13 protein-coding genes and 1 pseudogene are annotated in these 17,936 nt (G+C 64.7%); 5 read left to right on the forward strand and 9 right to left on the reverse strand.

Going from position 1 to position 17,936, the window contains the following annotated elements:
- Positions 1-43: 43 nt before the first annotated feature.
- The 6 genes from BLV18_RS06590 to BLV18_RS06615 form a co-directional block, all read right to left on the reverse strand.
- Complete coding sequence (locus tag BLV18_RS06590; RefSeq protein ID WP_090362076.1) at positions 44-1,042, reverse strand: TRAP transporter substrate-binding protein; 999 nt, start codon at positions 1,040-1,042, stop codon at positions 44-46.
- A gap of 174 nt (positions 1,043-1,216) precedes the next feature.
- On the reverse strand, positions 1,217-2,041 hold the full coding sequence (locus tag BLV18_RS06595; protein ID WP_049861340.1) for an HpcH/HpaI aldolase/citrate lyase family protein: 825 nt from the start codon (positions 2,039-2,041) through the stop codon (positions 1,217-1,219).
- Between the two features lie 36 nt (positions 2,042-2,077).
- A complete protein-coding gene (locus tag BLV18_RS06600) occupies positions 2,078-3,277 on the reverse strand; it encodes a CaiB/BaiF CoA transferase family protein (RefSeq protein ID WP_090357138.1) in 1,200 nt (399 codons plus the stop codon).
- 15 nt (positions 3,278-3,292) lie between these two features.
- On the reverse strand, positions 3,293-4,642 hold the full coding sequence (locus BLV18_RS06605; protein WP_090357140.1) for an MmgE/PrpD family protein: 1,350 nt from the start codon (positions 4,640-4,642) through the stop codon (positions 3,293-3,295).
- 10 nt (positions 4,643-4,652) lie between these two features.
- Positions 4,653-5,816, reverse strand: a complete 1,164-nt coding sequence (locus BLV18_RS06610) for an acyl-CoA dehydrogenase family protein (protein WP_090357142.1) — start codon at positions 5,814-5,816, stop codon at positions 4,653-4,655.
- Positions 5,817-5,849: 33 nt separating this feature from the next.
- Positions 5,850-6,722, reverse strand: a complete 873-nt coding sequence (locus BLV18_RS06615) for an HTD2 family dehydratase (protein ID WP_090357144.1) — start codon at positions 6,720-6,722, stop codon at positions 5,850-5,852.
- 118 nt (positions 6,723-6,840) lie between these two features.
- On the opposite strand from BLV18_RS06615, the gene BLV18_RS06620 reads away from it, so the two are divergent.
- The 5 genes and pseudogenes from BLV18_RS06620 (at position 6,841) to BLV18_RS22720 (ending at position 14,059) form a co-directional block, all read left to right on the forward strand.
- Complete coding sequence (locus tag BLV18_RS06620) at positions 6,841-7,737, forward strand: LysR family transcriptional regulator (protein WP_090357146.1); 897 nt, start codon at positions 6,841-6,843, stop codon at positions 7,735-7,737.
- 116 nt (positions 7,738-7,853) lie between these two features.
- Complete coding sequence (gene nhaA / locus BLV18_RS06625; RefSeq protein ID WP_090357148.1) at positions 7,854-9,209, forward strand: Na+/H+ antiporter NhaA; 1,356 nt, start codon at positions 7,854-7,856, stop codon at positions 9,207-9,209.
- Between the two features lie 296 nt (positions 9,210-9,505).
- On the forward strand, positions 9,506-12,082 hold the full coding sequence (locus BLV18_RS06630; RefSeq protein WP_090357150.1) for a bifunctional diguanylate cyclase/phosphodiesterase: 2,577 nt from the start codon (positions 9,506-9,508) through the stop codon (positions 12,080-12,082).
- A 141-nt stretch (positions 12,083-12,223) separates the two neighbouring features.
- Positions 12,224-13,201: pseudogene (locus BLV18_RS22715) on the forward strand (HAMP domain-containing protein); the annotation flags it as partial.
- Positions 13,202-13,294: 93 nt separating this feature from the next.
- Positions 13,295-14,059, forward strand: coding sequence for a methyl-accepting chemotaxis protein (locus tag BLV18_RS22720; protein ID WP_414704802.1), 765 nt, complete (start codon positions 13,295-13,297; stop codon positions 14,057-14,059).
- Between the two features lie 190 nt (positions 14,060-14,249).
- Here the strand turns inward: BLV18_RS22720 and BLV18_RS06640 are convergent, their stop codons facing one another.
- The 3 genes from BLV18_RS06640 to BLV18_RS06650 are packed head-to-tail and all read right to left on the reverse strand — an operon-like array spanning position 14,250 to position 17,736.
- Positions 14,250-15,338 carry a beta-glucosidase gene (locus BLV18_RS06640; protein WP_090362078.1) on the reverse strand — a complete coding sequence of 363 codons (1,089 nt, stop codon included), beginning with the start codon at positions 15,336-15,338 and terminating at the stop codon, positions 14,250-14,252.
- A 29-nt stretch (positions 15,339-15,367) separates the two neighbouring features.
- Positions 15,368-16,579 carry a UDP-galactopyranose mutase gene (gene glf / locus BLV18_RS06645; protein WP_090357153.1) on the reverse strand — a complete coding sequence of 404 codons (1,212 nt, stop codon included), beginning with the start codon at positions 16,577-16,579 and terminating at the stop codon, positions 15,368-15,370.
- A complete protein-coding gene (locus BLV18_RS06650; protein ID WP_090357154.1) occupies positions 16,567-17,736 on the reverse strand; it encodes a glycosyltransferase family 1 protein in 1,170 nt (389 codons plus the stop codon). Before BLV18_RS06650 ends, glf begins: the two co-directional genes overlap by 13 nt.
- Between the last annotated feature and the right edge of the window lie 200 nt (positions 17,737-17,936).

The raw sequence follows: 17,936 nt of genomic DNA on the forward strand, positions 1-17,936 counted from the left end.
CCCTTGACCGCAGTCGGACGGGTGCAGTGGACGGATCAGCCCCTCACGAGGCTTTGTTGGAGGCTTCGGCGGCCTTGATCAGGTCGGGGCCGATCTGCTCGGAGAACTTGTCCCACACCGGCCGCATTGCTTCGCGCCATTGCTGGCGTTGCTCGGCAGTGAGCGGGTCGATCTCGCTGGTCTTGGCATCGATGATCTTCTGCCGCGCGGTCTGGTTCAGCGCTTCGGCTTGCTTGTTGACCTCGACGGTGACCTGGTCCATCAGCGTTTGCAGCTCGCCACGGACATCGTCGGGCAGGCCGTTCCAGAACTTGGAATTGGTGATGACCATGTAGTCGATCAGGCCGTGGTTGGTCTCGGTGAAAAAGGGCTGCACTTCGTGGACCTTCTGGCTCTCGTAGTTGGACCAGGTGTTTTCGGTGCCATTCACGGTGCCGGTCTGCAGGCCCTGGTAGACCTCGGCGAAGCTCATCTTGCGGGGGTTGGCGCGGATCGCCTTGAATTGCTCTTCGAGTACGCTGGAGGCTTGAACGCGGAATTTCAGGCCACGGGCATCCTTGGGCAGGATGACCTTCTTGTTCGCCGACAGCTGCTTGAGGCCGTTGTGCCAGTAGGCCAGACCGTGGATGCCCTTGTCGTCCATGGAGGTCAGCAGCGCCTTGCCCTGGGGCCCTTGCTGGAAACGGTCGACTGCGGCAAGGTCATCGAACAGGAATGGCAGGTCGAAGATCTGCACCTGCTTGGTGTAATGCTCGAACTTGGCCAGTGATGGCGCAAGCATCTGCACGTCGCCCAACAGCAGCGCCTCCATCTCCTTGCCATCGCCGAACAGCGAGGAGTTGGGATAGACCTCCACCTTCACCTTGTCCATGAGCTTGGGATCGGCGGCCACCAGTTTCTGGAACATCAGCGCGCCCTGGCCTTTGGGCGTGTTCTCTGCCACCACATGGGCGAACTTGATGACGACGGGATCGGCGGCCTGGGCCAGGGTTGCCATCGAAACGGCGGCGGCGCACAGCAGCGCCTGGGTCAGCTTGAACATGGAGATCACCTTGTTATTGTTGTAGGACAATCCATTCAGGGCGGTTTTACCGAACCAACCGGCCCTTTGCAGCGTAGGCATTTTTCAGTTTGAGGATGGCTCAATCGACGCCGTGCCGAAAATCTGTATTTGCGTAAGCCGGCGTTCGGCATTACCGAACGCTTCAGTACAGGCCTAGCCCTGTGGGGCGTCGAGCAAACGCCTGGCGCGCTGCAACACCGGCGCATCGACCATCTGGCCGTCGAACCGGAAAGCGCCCGCACCCCCGGCGGCGGTGCTGGCTGCCAGTACGGCACGGGCCCATTCCAGATCCTGGACGCTGGGTGCCAGTGCCGCATGAATCACCGCCACCTGACGCGGATGGATGCACAGTGCGCCGCCGTAGCCCAGGTTGCGCGCGTGCTCGATGGCGCGCTGCAACCCCGGCGCGTCATCAAGGACGGCGAACACCCCGTCCAGTGGCGGCAGCAGGTTGGCAGCGCGCGAATGCAGCTGCACGCTCATGCGGCTTTGGTCGAGAAAGGCTTCTGCCGATGGCGTGCCATTGTTCAGGCCCAGGTCCAGGGCCAGGTCCAGGCTGCCGAAACACAGCCGTTCGACGCCGGGGCCGTTGGCGATGGACTCCAGCGCCAGCACACCCCGGGCGCTTTCGATGATCGGCCACAGCGGCTTGCCGGCCTGGCTCGCCGTGGTCAGCTGGGCGCAGGTTTCGGCCTTGGGCAACACGACCCCGACGACACCTGGGTGGCTGGCGCAGAAAGCCAGGTCGCTGGCGTGTTCGGCATGCCCGGGGGCGTTCACCCGAACCCATACGCGGGCCGTGTCGGTCTGCTGCAGAAACTGGGCAAGATGCACCCGCGCCTGGCGCTTGAGGACCTCTTCGACGGCGTCTTCGAAATCGACGATCACCGCATCGGCGCCTGCGGCCAAGGCTTTGGCGAACCGTTCGGGGCGGCTGCCCGGCACGAACAGGGCCGAGCGAAGGGTAGGTATCGGCATGGTTCATGGTTCCCGGTGGAGGCGGTGGCAGACGGATCAGATCACGCCGGCCGCCGCCATGTGCGTCTGCTGTTCGGCTGAATAACCCAGCTCGTCAAGAATGCCTGCGGTGTGCTGGCCCAGGTCGGGGACCGCATCCATGCGCGGTGCGAACGCCGCGTTGCTGGCCGGCGGCAGCAGGGCAGGGAGCTTGCCGGACGGGCTGTCCACCTGGCGCCAACGGTCGCGCCCGGCCAGTTGCGGATGCGCCCAGACGCCAGCCATGTCGTTGACCCGGGCGTTGGCGATCTGCGCGGTGTCCAGGCGCTCCAGCACCTGCTCGACCGACAACGTCGCAAAGCTGTCGACGATGATCTGCCGCAGTTGATCGCGGTGACGTGAGCGCTCGAAGTTGCTGGAAAAACGCGGGTCGGCGGCCAGCGCCGGATCGAGCAGTACCTTCTCGCAGAACAGCGCCCATTCGCGCTCGTTCTGCAGGCCGAGCATCACCGTGCCACCATCGCCGGTGGGGAAGGGGCCGTAGGGGTAGATGGTCGAGTGCGCCGCGCCGGCGCGGGCCGGTGGTGGCGCGCCGTTGTAGGCGTAGTACAGCGGGTAGCCCATCCATTCCACCAGGCTTTCCAGCATCGACACGTCGATGCGGCTGCCGACGCCGGTCTTGTCGCGCAGCATCAGTGCCGAGAGCACCCCGGTGTAGGCGTACATGCCGGCGGCAATGTCGGCGATCGAGCAGCCGGCCTTGGCCCGCTCCTCTTCGCCGGGTCCGCCGGTTACGGAGAGGAAACCGCCTTCGCTCTGGATCAGCAGGTCGTAGGCTTTTTTCTTCTCGTAGGGGCCGCCTTCTCCGTATCCGGAGATGTCGCAGACGATCAGGCGCGGGTAACGCGCGTGCAGCGCTTCGAACGACAGTCCCATGCGCGCCGCTGCACCCGGCGCCAGGTTCTGTACCAGCACGTCGGCCTTGGCCAGCAGTCCGTGCAGCACGGCATCGGCGGCCGCGTGTTTCAGATCCAGTGTCAGGCTCTCCTTGGAGCGATTGGTCCAGACGAAGTGCGAGGCCAGGCCGTCGACTCGCTGGTCGTAACCACGGGCGAAGTCGCCGCTGCCGGGGCGTTCGACTTTCACCACACGGGCCCCCAGATCGGCCAATTGACGGGTGCAGAAGGGTGCAGCGATGGCATGTTCCAGGCTGATGACGGTGATGCCGTCCAGCGGACGCGGATTGAGCTCGGTCATGGGGTCACCTGTGGGTCAGATCAAATCGGTCAAGGTCTGGGCGTCGCGCAATTGCCAGATGCGCTCGATCAGCGTCTGTCCCTCGGCCGGTGTGCGTGCACCGGAAAAGGCCAGCAGGCGCAGGAACTTGGCTTCCAGTTCGGGGCGCGACAGGGTATTGCCGGGGTCGCCCTTGGGCTCGTCGATGGCGGCGCTCAGGGTACGGCCGTCAGTAGTCGTGACGATGACTCGCCCCAACCAGCGCGCGGGGTAGGCCGCATCGACCTCGGGGTCCAGCTCCATGCTGACTTTCTGGCGGAAGCCGTCGACTGCCGCATCCGTCAGCGCCAGGTCACGGAATTCGATCAGCTGTGCGCTGCCATGAACGGCGATCAAGCCCAGCACCGCGCCCATGGAGAATTTGGCCTGGTGTACCGTGCTGGGCTTGACCACTCGGCCCAGGACATCGATGGCGCCCTGATGCACGCGGGTCACCACCTTGGCGATCTGCTCGTGGTGCAGCCCTTCACGCTGCATCAAGTGCAGGAGGGCATCGGCGGCCGGATGGGTATGGCGGCACGAGGCGTGGAACTTGAACGAGGTTTCCGCCAGTGCCCAGCGGCTGCCCAGGCGATCGTCCAGACGGCTGGCGTCGGCGTCGCTGGACATGCCGGCAGCCAGACCCTGCTCGCCTTCCAGGATGTTGCGCGCCCCCGTCAGGCCGTCTTCGGTCATGTAGGCGGCGAGCAAGCCATCGGCGGCGGCCTTGGCGGTGTGCAACTGCTTGGAGTCGGCGGCGTCGCGCAGGAATTCCCAGAGCCCGGCCGCCTGGGTGCCGGCATTGCCCAGCAGGTTGATGAACTGCTCGCGGTCGAACCCCAGCAGTTTGCCCACGGCGACCGCAGCGGCCAGGGTGCCCACCGTGGCGGTGGTGTGGAAGATTCGATAATGGGAGCGGCCCATGAACTCGCCGATGCGGATGCCCGCTTCGTAGCCGGCCACCGACGCCAAGAGCAACTCCCGCCCCGATTTGCCACGCTCCTGCGCCGCGGCCAGCACGGCGGAAAACACCACGGTGGCAGGGTGCAGCACCGAGCTGTTGTGCAGGTCGTCCTGCTCCACCAGGTGCGACGCGGCGCCGTTGATGAGGGCGGCGAAGTAGGGCGAAGTACCGCGACCGTTGACCAGCATTCTCGCCGGGCCATCGCCGGGCCCCATGCGCTGCGCGTAGCGTTCGAACAAGGGGATGGGGTGGGCACCCTGGCTGGCCAGTGCCGAGCCGACCCAGTCCAGGAACAGGTCTTCGCAGCGGGCCAGAACGGGCTCTGGAATGTCGGCGTATTGCAGGTCGGCGAGAAACCGGGCCAAGCGCTGTGTGGCATTCATGGACAGGCCCTCAGAAACTGCGTGGCAGTTCGAGCAGATGCTCGGCCACGTAGGACAGGATCAGGTTGGTGGAAATCGGCGCCACTTGGTACAGGCGGGTTTCGCGAAACTTGCGCTCGACGTCGTATTCGCAGGCAAAACCGAAGCCGCCATGGGTCTGCAGGCAGGCATTGGCGGCCTCCCACGACGCTTTCGCAGCCAGGTACTTGGCCATGTTGGCGCTGGCGCCGGCATTCTTGCCGCTGTCGTATTCCTCACAGGCGCGCCAGCGCATCAGGTCGGCCGCTTCGATTTCGATGTGCGCCTCGGCAATGGGGAACTGCACGCCCTGGTTCTGGCCGATCGGCCGGCCGAATACGACCCGGTCGCGGGCGTAGGCGCTGGCCTTTTCGATGAACCAGCGACCATCACCGATACACTCGGCAGCGATCAGCGTGCGCTCGGCGTTGAGGCCGTCGAGGATGTAGCGGAAACCCTTGCCTTCCTCCCCGATCAGGCTGTCGGCAGGCAGTTCGAGGTTGTCGAAGAACAGTTCGTTGGTCTCGTGGTTGACCATGTTGGCGATCGGCTGAACGGTCAGGCCCTTGCCGATGGCTTCGCGCAGATCGACCAGAAAGATCGACATGCCTTCGGATTTGCGCGTGACTTCGGCCAACGGCGTGGTGCGTGCCAGGAGAATCATCAGGTCCGAATGCTGCACCCGCGAGATCCACACCTTCTGGCCATTGATGACGTACTTGTCGCCCTGGCGCACGGCGGTGGTCTTGACCTTGGTGGTGTCGGTACCGGTGGTCGGTTCCGTGACGGCCATCGATTGCAGGCGCAGTTCCCCGCTGGCCAGTTTGGGCAGGTAGTGGCGCTTCTGCGCCTCGCTGCCGTGACGCAACAGGGTGAACATGTTGTACATCTGGCCGTGTACGGTCCCCGAGTTGCCGCCGCAGGCGTTGACTTCCTCGAGGATCACCGAGGCTTCGGCCAGGCCCAGGCCGGAGCCGCCGTATTCGCTGGGGATCATCGCCGAGAGCCAGCCGGCATCGGTGAGGGCCTTGACGAAGCTTTCGGGAAAACCCTTTTCTTCATCGATCTTGCGCCAGTAGGCGGCGTCGAATTCGGCGCACAGGGCACGAACGCCTTCGCGGATGGCATTGAGGTCTTCTTCGTCATAGGCAGGCATGTGCGGATCTCGGAGTCGGTGTTGAGTGAGCGGTTACTGGCCAGGTTGTGGCGAGCCGGTAGTGACAGTGTCGAAAGCGACATCGGCGCTCTGGGCGACACCGGCTTCGTTGCCGGCCCACAGGCGCGCCTTGCCCTGTTCGAGCAGGCAGCCGCCGAGCTGGAACGGGGTGGGTACGGTAAGGGGACGCACGCCTCGATAGGCGAAATGCCGCACCCGCGCCTGGGGATTGGCGTGGATGAAGCTGCGCAGCAGCAGGGTGGCGATCAGCGGGCCATGCACCACCAGACCGGCGTAGCCTTCGGTGCCGGTCACGTAGGGGTGGTCGTAATGGATCCGGTGACCATTGAAGGTGACGGCCGAGTAGCGAAACAGCAGGGTCGCAGTCGGCGTCACGCTTTCACTCCACTGCGCGGCAACCGGCGCTGGGTCACTGGTCAGCTTGGGCGGGTTCGGCTCGCGGTAGACGATGTCCTGCTCTTCGCGCAGGCACAGGCGACCGTTCTGGCTGTAGTCGTGGCGTACGGTGACGAACAGCAACGCGCCAGTGTGGCCGTGTTTTTCTTCGATGCGCAGGATGGTGGAGACACGCTCGGCAGCAGAACCGACCGTCAGTGGTTCGATGAACTCGAGACGGCCCCCGGCCCACATGCGGTTGCGGTCATCCGCAGCGGGCAGAAAGCCGCCGCGCAGCGGATGCCCATCCGGGCCCAATCGACTTTCCGCGACCGGCGCCTGGAAGAAGCACCACTGCCACAAGGGCGGCAGGGGCTCGCCGTCTTTCGGCGCAGGCTCGCCGAACGTCGCGGCAATGCGTTCGACGATGTTCTGGCTCAGTACATCGCGCGCCTGCTCGGTGCGGCCCGTCCAGGCACTGTAGTCGATGGCTGAATCTGAAGCGCTCATGGTCGGCCTCTGCGTTGTTGTTGTGCAGCGATGATGCGAGGCCCGACGCATTCTGTGAATTTGCATTTGCGTAAGGCGGCGTTCATATTTGCCGAACGCCCGACGGTAGGATCCCACCATGCATTTCGACCTGGCTGACCTGCGCCTTTTCATCCACATCGGCGAGTCGCCGAGCCTGACCCAGGGCGCGCGCCGGGCGTTCCTGTCGCCGGCTGCGGCCAGCGCGCGGATCAAGGCGCTGGAGCAACAGCTCGAGACGCGTTTGCTGTACCGCGACAGCCGTGGCGTGGAACTGACGCCTGCGGGCCAGAAGCTGCTGGTGCATGCGCGGTTGATCATGCGTCAGGTCGATTACCTGAAAGCCGATTTCACCCATCTGGGGGGCGACTCGGCAGGGCACATCCGTATTTTTGCCAACACCACGGCGGTCACGGAATTTCTGCCTGAAGTGCTGGCCGGTTTTCTTGCACAACGGCCTGGTGTCAGTGTCGACCTGCAAGAGCGACTGTCGCGCGACATCGTGCGTGGCGTGCTCGACGGCAGCACCGACATGGGCATCATCGCCGGGCCGGTGGAGGCGGCGGGGTTGCAGGTGATGCACTTCAGCACCGACCGGCTGGTACTCACTGTGCCCTTGGGGCACGAGCTGGCCCGGTGCAAGCGCATCGGTTTCAAGCAGACGTTGGCGTTCCAGCACATTGGCCTGCACGAGGGCAGCACCTTGCTCAGCTTTCTGCGCGAACAGGTCGAGCGGAGCGGTCAGGGGCTGTCGCTGCGCATTCAGGTGTCGAGCTTCGAAGCGATCTGCCGGATGGTCGAGGCGGGCGTGGGCATCGGCATCATTCCCGAATCGGCTGCCCTGCGGCACAGCCGCACCATGCGCCTGGTGACCATCGAACTGGACGAGCCCTGGGCAGTGCGCGAACGCAGCATTCTAGTGCGTGAACTCGAGGCGCTGCCGGGCACGGTCCGCGCGCTGATCGCCACCCTGATGCCGCCCCCACCGCCGGATTGAGATGATGCATTGCAACTTGGCCCCAGGCTTTCTATCATCGCCGCGGGTGCGCCGCTGCATACGGTACGGCGCAGGTTAAAGTTCAGCGTTGGTCGGGCCGCCAACGGAGACTCCCCGTGTCCGAAACCAAACCGGCCGTGCCTGTCATTCCTCGCCCGCAACAGCTCACCGAGCGTGCCCTGGCGGCGCTCGAACGTTTCTCTCACATCGAAGCCGTCAGCGGCATCGTGTTATTGCTCGCCGCCATCGCTGCGCTGGTCTGGGCCAACAGCCCGGCAGCCGAGTCCTACGAGCATTTCTGGCACACCCAGGTCACTCTGGGGCTGGGCGATTTCAGCGTGTCGCGCTCACTGCACTTTCTGGTCAACGATGGCCTGATGACCATCTTCTTTCTGGTGGTGGGCGCGGAGATACGCCAGGAAATCAAGGACGGCGCCTTGGCCAATCTGCAACTGGCGACCTTGCCGCTGGGTGCTGCACTGGGCGGCGTGCTGATGCCGGCCTTGCTCTACACCGTGCTCAACCATGGCACCGCTGCCAGCGCCGGCTGGGCAGTGCCGACCGCGACCGATATCGCCTTTGCGGTGGGCGTGCTGGCGTTGCTGGGCAAGTCGATCCCGGCCAGCGTGCGGATTCTGCTGCTGGCCTTGGCGATCATCGACGACATCGTGGCGATCCTGATCATTGCGGTGTTCTACACCGCCAGCCTCGACTACCTGGGTCTGCTGGTCGCCGTGGCCGGTGTGCTGCTGGTGCTGGTGTTCCAGCGCATGGGCATCAGCAAGGCATCTGCCTACGTGCTGCCTGGGGCGATCGTCTGGTTCGGCCTGCTCAAGACGGGCGTTCATCCCACCCTTGCCGGTGTGATTCTGGGCTTGTTGACGCCGGTCTACTCCAAGCCGATGGCCGAGCGTCCGGTAGACGTCATACGCCGCAACTTCAACGAGTTGATGGAGCGCTTCACCCCTGGCAGCGACAATCGCGAAGCGGTGGTCGAGCCGCTGCGGCAGCTGCGCGATGCGCAACGCGAAGTGCTGCCACCGGTGCAGCGGATTCAGGTCGGCCTGCACCTGTGGGTCGCTTTCGGGGTCATGCCGCTGTTCGCCCTGGCCAACGCCGGGGTGAGCTTCGGTGGGGCGAACCTGGGCGATGCGATGTCGCAGCACGTGTTCGCCGGGGTGATGATCGCCCTGGTGCTGGGCAAACCGCTGGGCGTGCTGCTGGCCAGTGTGCTGCTGGTCAAGCTGAACATCTGCAGGCTGCCCGAAGGCGTGACCTGGGGTGGGGTGGGGCTGGTCGGCCTGCTGGCCGGGATCGGTTTCACCATGTCGATCTTCATCGCCGCGCTGGCCTTCACCGACCCGACCCTGCTGGCTTCGGCCAAGCTCAGTGTGCTGGCAGCTTCCACGGTGGCGGCGGTGCTGGGGCTGGTTTGGGGCAAGCTGGTGTTCGGCAGGGGTCGGGTGGGGTAGGGCTCTTTCTGTGGGATGGGCCTCTTTCTGTGGGACAGGCCTCTTTCTGTGGGAGCGGGCTCTGCCCGCGAAGGATTCAGCGGTGAACCCTTCGCGGGCAGAGCCCGCTCCCACAGAAAAGCTGCTCCCACAGAAAAGGTGCTCCCACAGGAAGGCTGATCCCACAGGAAGGCTGAGCCTACAAAGAGCAGGTTTCACAGAAAGCGCTTCTCCTGAAGCGTCCCCGTGTTCATGGAAGCTCGAGGGCGGCCGATACACCCCGTATCAGCTGCGCAGTACTCTTCTTCAGGCCATCCATGCTCAAGTCCAGCTTCACCTCTCCTGCCTCGCCTGCCCAGCCAGCGAGCAGCACCTCCCTGGCACAGGCGTCGTTGGTCACGTTCTGCGCCAGCCTTGCCGTGGTCTTCGCGCTGGCGGTCTCGCTGTCACTGTATTTCGCCCACGGCCTGGATCGTGCGGAGCAGGCTCAAGGGCAGTCGCTGATACAGAAAAGCATCGAGGCCGAACGCCGGCTCCTGCAACTGACCATCAAGGATTACTCGTTCTGGGGTGAGGCGTATCGGCATCTGCACCTGAAGGTCGACATGGAGTGGGCCTTCGTGCGGGAGAACTTCGGCCCGGCGCTGTACGATGATTTTGGCTATGAAGCGGCTTTTGTCATCGGCCCGAGCGGCCGCTCCGTCTATGCGGTGATCGAGGGCCGCTACGAGACCGTGGCAGCGGCGCAGTGGCTGGGGCGCTCCGTCGACGAGTGGGTGGCCGAAGCCCGCGCGCTCGCCGATGACGAAAAGGTCTTCACGGCACTGACCAGCCTGGCCGGTACGCCGGCGCTGGTCGTGGCAGCAGCCATCACGCCCAGTACCGACCCTACCGTGCAGGCCGACGACCGGCCGCCATCGGTCATGCTCGTGGTCAACCGACTCGATCCGCGGCGCCTCGAAGAGCTGGGCGCCAACATGGGTTTGCGCGGAGTACGCCTGGGCCGGGCCGATGACCCTGCGTTCGCTCACGCAGAACTGACGGGCGAGCACGGTACGCACTTCGATCTGCAGTGGGATGCCACCCGGCCCGGGCGGCAGATGATCATTGTGGTGCTGCCGCTGATCATTCTGGCGACGCTGATCATTTTCGGCATGACCTGGGTCATGTTGCGCCGCAATACCCGCGCGGCCCGTGCCTTGGACAGCAGTCACGAACTGCTGCGCACCAGCCAGGCGGCGCTGACGCTGAGCGAGTCACGCTTTCGCGATGTCGCCGAGGCCAGCTCCGACTGGATCTGGGAGGCCGACTGCGAGGGGCGCCTCACTTACCTGTCCGACCGCTTCGAAGCCGTCACCGGGCTGGACAAGGCGCAGTGGTTGGGAACTTCGCTGGACCAACTCGTGGACCTGCCCGACGGCACCTTGCTGGACCGGCTGCGCAGCAATGTCGGGCAGAGCAACCTGGTCACCGAATGCAGCTATGTCGACAAGCACCTGCAGCAACGCACAGCCAGGATCGCTGCACGCACCAGCGGTACCCAAGGGTTTCGCGGCACCGCCACCGACGTTACCGAGGAGATCGAGGCCCGGCGACGGGTCGAATACCTCTCGCGCCACGACGTGCTCACCGGCCTGCCCAATCGCAGCCAGCTGCGCGACTATCTGGAAAGCCGCCTCGAAAATGCCCTTGCTGCCAGCCAGCCGTTGGTGATGCTGACCATCGACCTGGATCGCTTCAAGCCCGTCAACGATCTGCTCGGACACGCCACCGGCGACCTGGTGCTGCACGAAATCGGCGCCCGCATCAGGCAGTGCGTGCGCAGCCAGGACATCGTCGCCCGGGTCGGCGGTGACGAATTCGTCATGGTCGTGTCGGGCATGGTCGGGCATCAGGAGATCGAAGCCTTGTGCCGACGGCTGATCGACTTGATCGAGCAAGTGATCGATGTCGACGAGCAGGAGATTCATGTCAGCGCCAGCATTGGCATCGCCGTGTCTCCGGGGGATGCCGCACATGCGCCCGAACTGTTGCGCTATTCCGACATCGCGCTGTACGAGGCCAAGGCCAGTGGGCGCGGTACCTGGCGTTTCTATGATGGTGACATGAACGCGCGAATCGTCGAGCGTCGCCGCCTGGAAGGCGATCTGCGCTATGCGATCAAGCATGGTGAGTTGCGTCTGGAATACCAGCCGCGCTTTCGCATCGCCGACGGGCGCATGGTCGGCGCCGAGGCCCTGGTACGCTGGCAACACCCCCAGCGCGGACTGCTGGCGCCCGATGCGTTCATACCCATCGCTGAGGAGGTGGGATTGATCACTGCCGTGGGCGAATGGGTGATGGATGCCGCCTGCAGGCAGGCCAGCCAGTGGCCCGAAACGCTGTTCGTGTCGGTCAACGTATCGTCCAGAGAGTTTCAGAGCGGGCAGTTGGTCGAGCGGGTCAAGGCGGCATTGCAGCGCTCGGGGCTGGCGGCGAACAGACTCGAGCTGGAGGTCACCGAAAGCGTCATGCTGGAAGATGCCGACAATGCCCTGATACTGATGCGCAGCCTCAAGGCACTGGGCGTGCGCCTGACCATGGATGATTTCGGTACCGGCTACTCATCGTTGAGCTATCTGCGCTCCTTTCCCTTCGATGGGCTCAAGATCGACCGCAGCTTCGTCAGCCGACTGGGTGACAGCCAACCAGACCTGGCCATCGTCGAGGCCGTGATCGGACTGGGCCGGGCCTTGTCGCTGACGGTCACGGCCGAAGGTGTGGAAACCCTGGAGCATCTCAAGTTGCTCGACTCCGTGGCCTGCGACGAAGGCCAGGGCTATTACTTGAGCCGCCCGCTCGAGGGTGCCAGCTTCGATGCGCTGCTGCTTTCCATCAGTTTGCCAACGAGCTGAGCGGGTCATTCAAGAAGCACAGAGGCGAGCCGATAGCACGGCGGTATCCGTTGACGCTGCTTCTTCTCTCCTGCCGGTATTCGACCCTTGATCAAACACCTGAAATTCAGCCATAAAATCCTGCTGGCCGCCGCTCTGGTCGTGACGGCTGCCCTGGCCGCCTTCGCCGGCTTCAATGCCTACCTGCAACGCCAGGCCATCGACCAGAGCCTGCGTGCGTCGCTGACCGAAACCGGTCGCGTCACGGCCGGCAACGTTGCCTATTGGCTCGACGCGCGCATCAAGCTGATCGACAGCCAGGCTCAGGTCCTGGCCCGCGATCGCAGCGCAGAAGGCCTGACCGGCCTGCTCGAGCAGAAGCTGTACACCGACAACTTCGACCTCACCTACCTGGGGGAGGTCGATGGCACCTATACCAAGCGCCCCCACGGCCCGTTGCCGGCCGGTTACGATCCGCGCCAGCGGCCGTGGTATGCGGCGGCGGCCAAGGCCGGTGGCATGATCGTGACCGAACCCTATATGTCGGCCTCGTCGAAAAAGCTGGGCATCACCATCGCCACACCGCTGATGCGCGATGGCCGCATGGCCGGTGTGGTCGGCGGCGATCTGGACCTGTCGACGCTGGTCACCATCATCAGCTCGCTCAACGCCGGCGGCCTGGGCGAAGCTTTCCTGGTGGATGCGGAAGGCAAGATCCTGGTCAGCAGTCATCCCGAACAGGTGCTCAAGCGCCTGCCCGAAGTATTCACCGAAGGCACGCCGAACCTGGCGCCGGGTTTCAGTTCGGTGCCGCAGAATGGCACGCAGCGGCTGGTCAGCTTCACGCCTGTGGAAGGGCTGCCGTCGGTGAAATGGTACCTGGGGCTGTCGATCGACGAGGCCAAGGCCTATGCGCCGGTGACCCGGGCGCGCAATCTGGCGATCATCGCCACGGTGGTGGCAGTGGTCGCGATCATCGCCTTGCTCGGATTGCTGATCCAGATCCTGCTGCGACCGCTGCGCGAGCTCACTCGCGCGATGGACGACATCGCCGAGGGCGAAGGGGATCTGACCCGGCGTCTGCCGGTGGAGGCACGCGACGAGTTCGGCGCGCTGGCCACGGCCTTCAACTCGTTCGTGGCACGTGTCCATGGCTCGATTCGCGATGTCGCGCACAGCACCCAGCAGTTGACCCAAGGCACGCGTCGGGTGCTGGAGTCTTCACAGTCGTCGATGCAGCAGTCCGACGTGCAGGCGCAGCGCACCCAGAGCGTGGCGGCGGCGATCAACCAGTTGGGCGCGGCCGCCGAAGAGATCGCGCGCAACGCCGCGCATGCGTCGGGGCAGGCCAGCGATGCGCGTGTGCAGAGCCAGGAAGGTCGCACCGTGCTGGGTGAGGCCCTGCAGGCGATGCAGGCGCTGTCGCAGAAGATCGGCAGCAGCTGCGAGCACATCGATGCGCTGGACGGCAAGGCGGCCAATATTGGCCAGATTCTCGACGTGATTCGGGGTATTTCCGAACAGACCAATCTGCTGGCGCTCAATGCCGCCATCGAAGCGGCGCGCGCCGGTGAAGCCGGGCGCGGGTTTGCCGTGGTGGCCGACGAGGTGCGCTCCCTGGCCAGTCGTACGCAGAGCTCGGCGCAGCAGATTCAGCAGATGATCGAGGAGCTGCAGGGCGGTTCGCGCGATGCCGTGGCGTTGATGCAGGAAAGCCAGCGGCAGAGTGCCCACAGCATGGTAGTCGCCGAGCAGGCCGGCGTGCGCCTGACCACCGTGACCGAGCGCATCGGTGAAATCGATGGCCAGAACCAGTCCGTGGCCACGGCGACCGAAGAGCAGACGGCGGTGGTCGAGACGTTGAACCTGGACATCAGCGAGATCAACCTGCTCAACCAGCAGGGTGTCAGTAACCTGGAAGCCACCCTGAGCGCCTGTACGGCGCTGGAACAGGAAGCCGCACGATTGCAGCAGCTGGTGGGTGGGTTCCGCATCTGATCCGCCAGGTATTGCGCGGTGTGGCCGGACGCGGCTTGCGCCGCTGCTACAGGGATTGTGCGTGCCTTGGGGGCAGCATGCGCGTTCCGCACATCCGCGTGACGCGTCTGGGACGGCATACGACATTCCTGTAGCAGCGGCGCGAGCCGCGTCCGGGGGCGCTGCGGATGTGTGGGTGGGACGCGGGGGGTTATGGGCGGCGACCGTGCAGGCGCTCCAGCGTTTGCAATTGCACCCGCAATGGATGATAGGGCGCCCGTGAGCCTTCACCGTCGGCCGCGCCGTACACACCCGCGGGGCAGTAGCGGCCATCGTCCCAACCGGGATAGTCCAGGAACGGATACCAGCATAGCCCCTGCACATCGACGCCACGCGCAATCGCCAGCGCCAGTTGTTCACCCACGTATTCCAGCCACGGCCCTCGCGTATCCGCCTCGGCGCCGGTTTCGGCCAAGAGGATGGGTCGGCCATAGCGCCGATTCAGTTCAGCCAGCAACCCCGCCAGCGGGCGGAACTCGGGATGCCCCAGCAGGATCCGTTCGCCGTTCTGTCGCCACTGATTCTGCGGGTAGAAATTGGCCCCGATGATGTCCAGGTACCCCTCGCAGCCGCCCAGCCCCGGCCACTGGCGACCGGCGAGCATGTCCCAGGCCTGGAACTGCGCCAGCCGATGACCCTCGGCGCGCTCCTGGTCCACGGCACGCGGCGAATCGGGCACGATGTGAATCAATGGATCGCACTGCACGAAGCGCGCCTGGGGCGCGTGCGTGCGAATCGCCTCGATGGCCTCGATGCTGGCCCGCACCAACTGGTGCTTGAGCTCCAGCCCGCGACCGTGGGCGCCGGGGTTGAAGTAGCCGACGTCGCCGCCGGCCCAGCTCCAGAACGACATCTCGTTGACCGGGGAGCAAAAGGGCACCTCGAAACCCTCATCGACCATCAGCCGCGCTGCGGCACCGGCAAAGCGGGCAAAGCGCTCGACGAATTCCGGCCGCCAGATGTCCAGTCCGTCGGGGTAGCCGTAATGACACAAATCCCATACCACTTGCAGATTGCACTCACGCGCCGCGCGCAGCAGGGGTAGAAAACTGCTCCAGTCGTAGTGCCCGCAACGCCGTTCGATCTCGTGCCAGCGCAGGCCATCCCGGGCGCAGCCGATACCATCGGCCCGCAACTGTCGATAATCTTCAGCCGCCCAGCGTTGATGCCCGGTGCTGACCTGCACATCGACTCGTTCGCCATCGCGCCGCCGCTGTGCAGCGCATTCGTAACCGGCCATGATGAACGTGTCGAACAGGCCGCACGCCTTCAAACGCCGTGCTCGTCGAGCAGTTCCACGGCAGCCCTCGCACCAGGCACGGGCGCGCTCGCCTGCTCGATTCGCTGATACAGCGCCAGCGCCTGACCGACCACCTGATCCATGTTGTAGTACTTGTAGGTGCCCAATCGACCGAGGAAGGTGACCCCCGGCGTTTCGTCCGCCAGCGCCTTGTAGCGTTGATACAGCGCGGCGTTTTCGGCCCGTGGGATGGGGTAGTAGGGGTCGCCGTCGGCGCACGGGTACTCGTAGGTGATGCTGGTCTGCGGGTGTCGCTGCCCGGTCAGGTGCTTGTATTCGGTGATGCGCGTGTAGGGCACCGCTTCGTCCGGGTAATTGACCACGGCCACCGCTTGCAGCTGGGGTTGCTGCAACGTCTTGTGCTCGAAGCGCAACGAACGGTAGGGCAGGCGGCCCAGGCGGAATCCGAAATACTCATCCACCGGACCGCAGTAGATCAGCTGGGCGTAGGACAACTGCTCGCGAACCTGGGCGAAATCGGTGTCCAGCAGCACGTCGATCCGCGGGTGGTCGAGCATGTTCTCGAACAGGCGTGTGTAACCCTCCAGCGGCATGGCCTGGAAGCTGTCGGTGAAGTAGCGGTCATCCTCGGTGGTGCGCGTGGGAATCCGTGAGGTGACCGACTTGTCCAGCTGCGACGGGTCCAGGCCCCATTGCTTGCGGGTGTAGCCCTGGAAGAACTTCTGGTAGAGCTCCTGGCCGATCTGATTGATCACCACGTCCTCGGAGGTGCGGATGCACTCCACCGGCTGTGCGCGCTCGGCCAGAAAGCGTTCGGCCTGAGCCTCATCCATCTGCAGGCCGAACAGCGTGTTGAGGGTGGTGAGGTTGATCGGAATCGGCACCAGATGATCGTCGACCTGGGCCAGCACTCGGTGCTCGTAGGGGCGCCACTGGGTGAAGCGCGACAGGTAGTCGACGATGCGCTGGGCATTGGTGTGGAAGATATGCGGCCCGTAGCGGTGGACCATCACGCCGGCTGCATCCAGGTGGTCGTAGGCGTTGCCGCCGATGTGCTCGCGGCGGTCGATCACCAGAACGTTCAGGCCAAGCCCTTCGGCCAGGCGCTCGGCAATGACGCTGCCGGCAAAACCGGCGCCCACCACCACATAGTCGTAGGGACGGCCATCGCCATGGGCGGACGGACCGCGGCTGGCGCTTTCGAGGTTTACCTGAGGCATTCGATCTGCTCCTTCATGGCCGCGCAGGTTTTGTCCCACGACATGCCGTTCAATGCTGCATCGGCCTGGGCCAGCACGCTGTCGCGTGCCTCGGCGCCCAGGGCATGTTCTACCGCGGCGATGAAGGCAGCCGGTGTGTCGGCAATGGTCACGACCCCGCTGTCACCGTAATCGTTGATCACGTCGGTGATCGGCGTGGACACCACCGGGCGTCCACCGGCGAGGTATTCGGGGGTCTTGGTCGGACTGATGAAGCGGGTCGAGGCGTTGATGGCGAAGGGCATCAAGGCGACTTCCCAGCCAGCCAGATACCGCGGCAAGTCGCTGTACGGCTTGCCGCCCAGGTAGTGGATGTTGGCACGTCGCGGCAGGCTCTGCGGGTCGATCTTGACCACCGGGCCGATCAGCACGATCTGCCACTGCGGCCGCTGTCGGGCCAGTTCATCGACCAGCTGGATGTCGAAGCGCTCGTCGATCACCCCGAAAAAGCCCAGGCGCGGATGGCCGATCGCTGCTTGATCGGTCGGATCGGGGAGCAGCTCTCGGGCCTGGGCGAAATGGGCGATGTCGACGCTGCTGGGCATGGCGTGGGCGTTGGCGTGTTGGTGGCGCTTGGCCTCCCACAGGCTGTGCCCGCCGGTGAACACCACGTCGGCGCGCGCCAGCAGTTGACGTTCCCTTTCGATGAGCTCCGGTGGCGCACCCATGAACGCCGACAGCTCGTCCATGCAATCGAAGATCGTCACCCGCGCCTGCAGGTGGTCGGTGAACGCCAGGCTCATCGGCGTCAGGTACCACAGCAGCAATTCATCGTGTCGATGGTCGGCCAGGTAGGCATCGAGCAGTTCACGTTGCAAGGTGATGACCCGTTCGTGGGGCACACCCGCAGGCAACTGCGGCACCAGCACTGTTACGCCTTGGGCAGGCTGGCTGGTCAGCAACTGCGGCTCGACGTGGTCAGCGAACACTGGCTCTTCGAAGAACAGCACGTCATAGCCTTGCGCCAGGCGTGACATGACGTGCTGCGGGCGCTGGTAGACGAAGCCCCAACGCAGATGGGACAGACACAGCATGAGCGGCCGGCGGGTCGGCGCAGGATCGCGCAGGGCGCGGGAATGAGCAGTGGGGGTAGAGCCGTTGGGCGCCACATCGTTCATGGGGGTGTCCTTGTTTCAGAGCCTGAATCGGGACTGAAGTCAGCGGGGACTGAGCTTCGACGCCACCCGTATGGATTGTGCGCGGCAATGAACAGACCCGGTGGGGAAGGTCATGATCTGTGCATTGCCAAGCTTTGGACGCTGCCGAAGCTGCGCTCGTTCAACTTTCCCCGAGCGACCGTCCGGCACTGCATGGGAAC

The sequence above is a fragment of the Pseudomonas coleopterorum genome, assembly GCF_900105555.1.
In the GTDB taxonomy this organism is placed as follows: Bacteria; Pseudomonadota; Gammaproteobacteria; order Pseudomonadales; family Pseudomonadaceae; genus Aquipseudomonas; species Aquipseudomonas coleopterorum.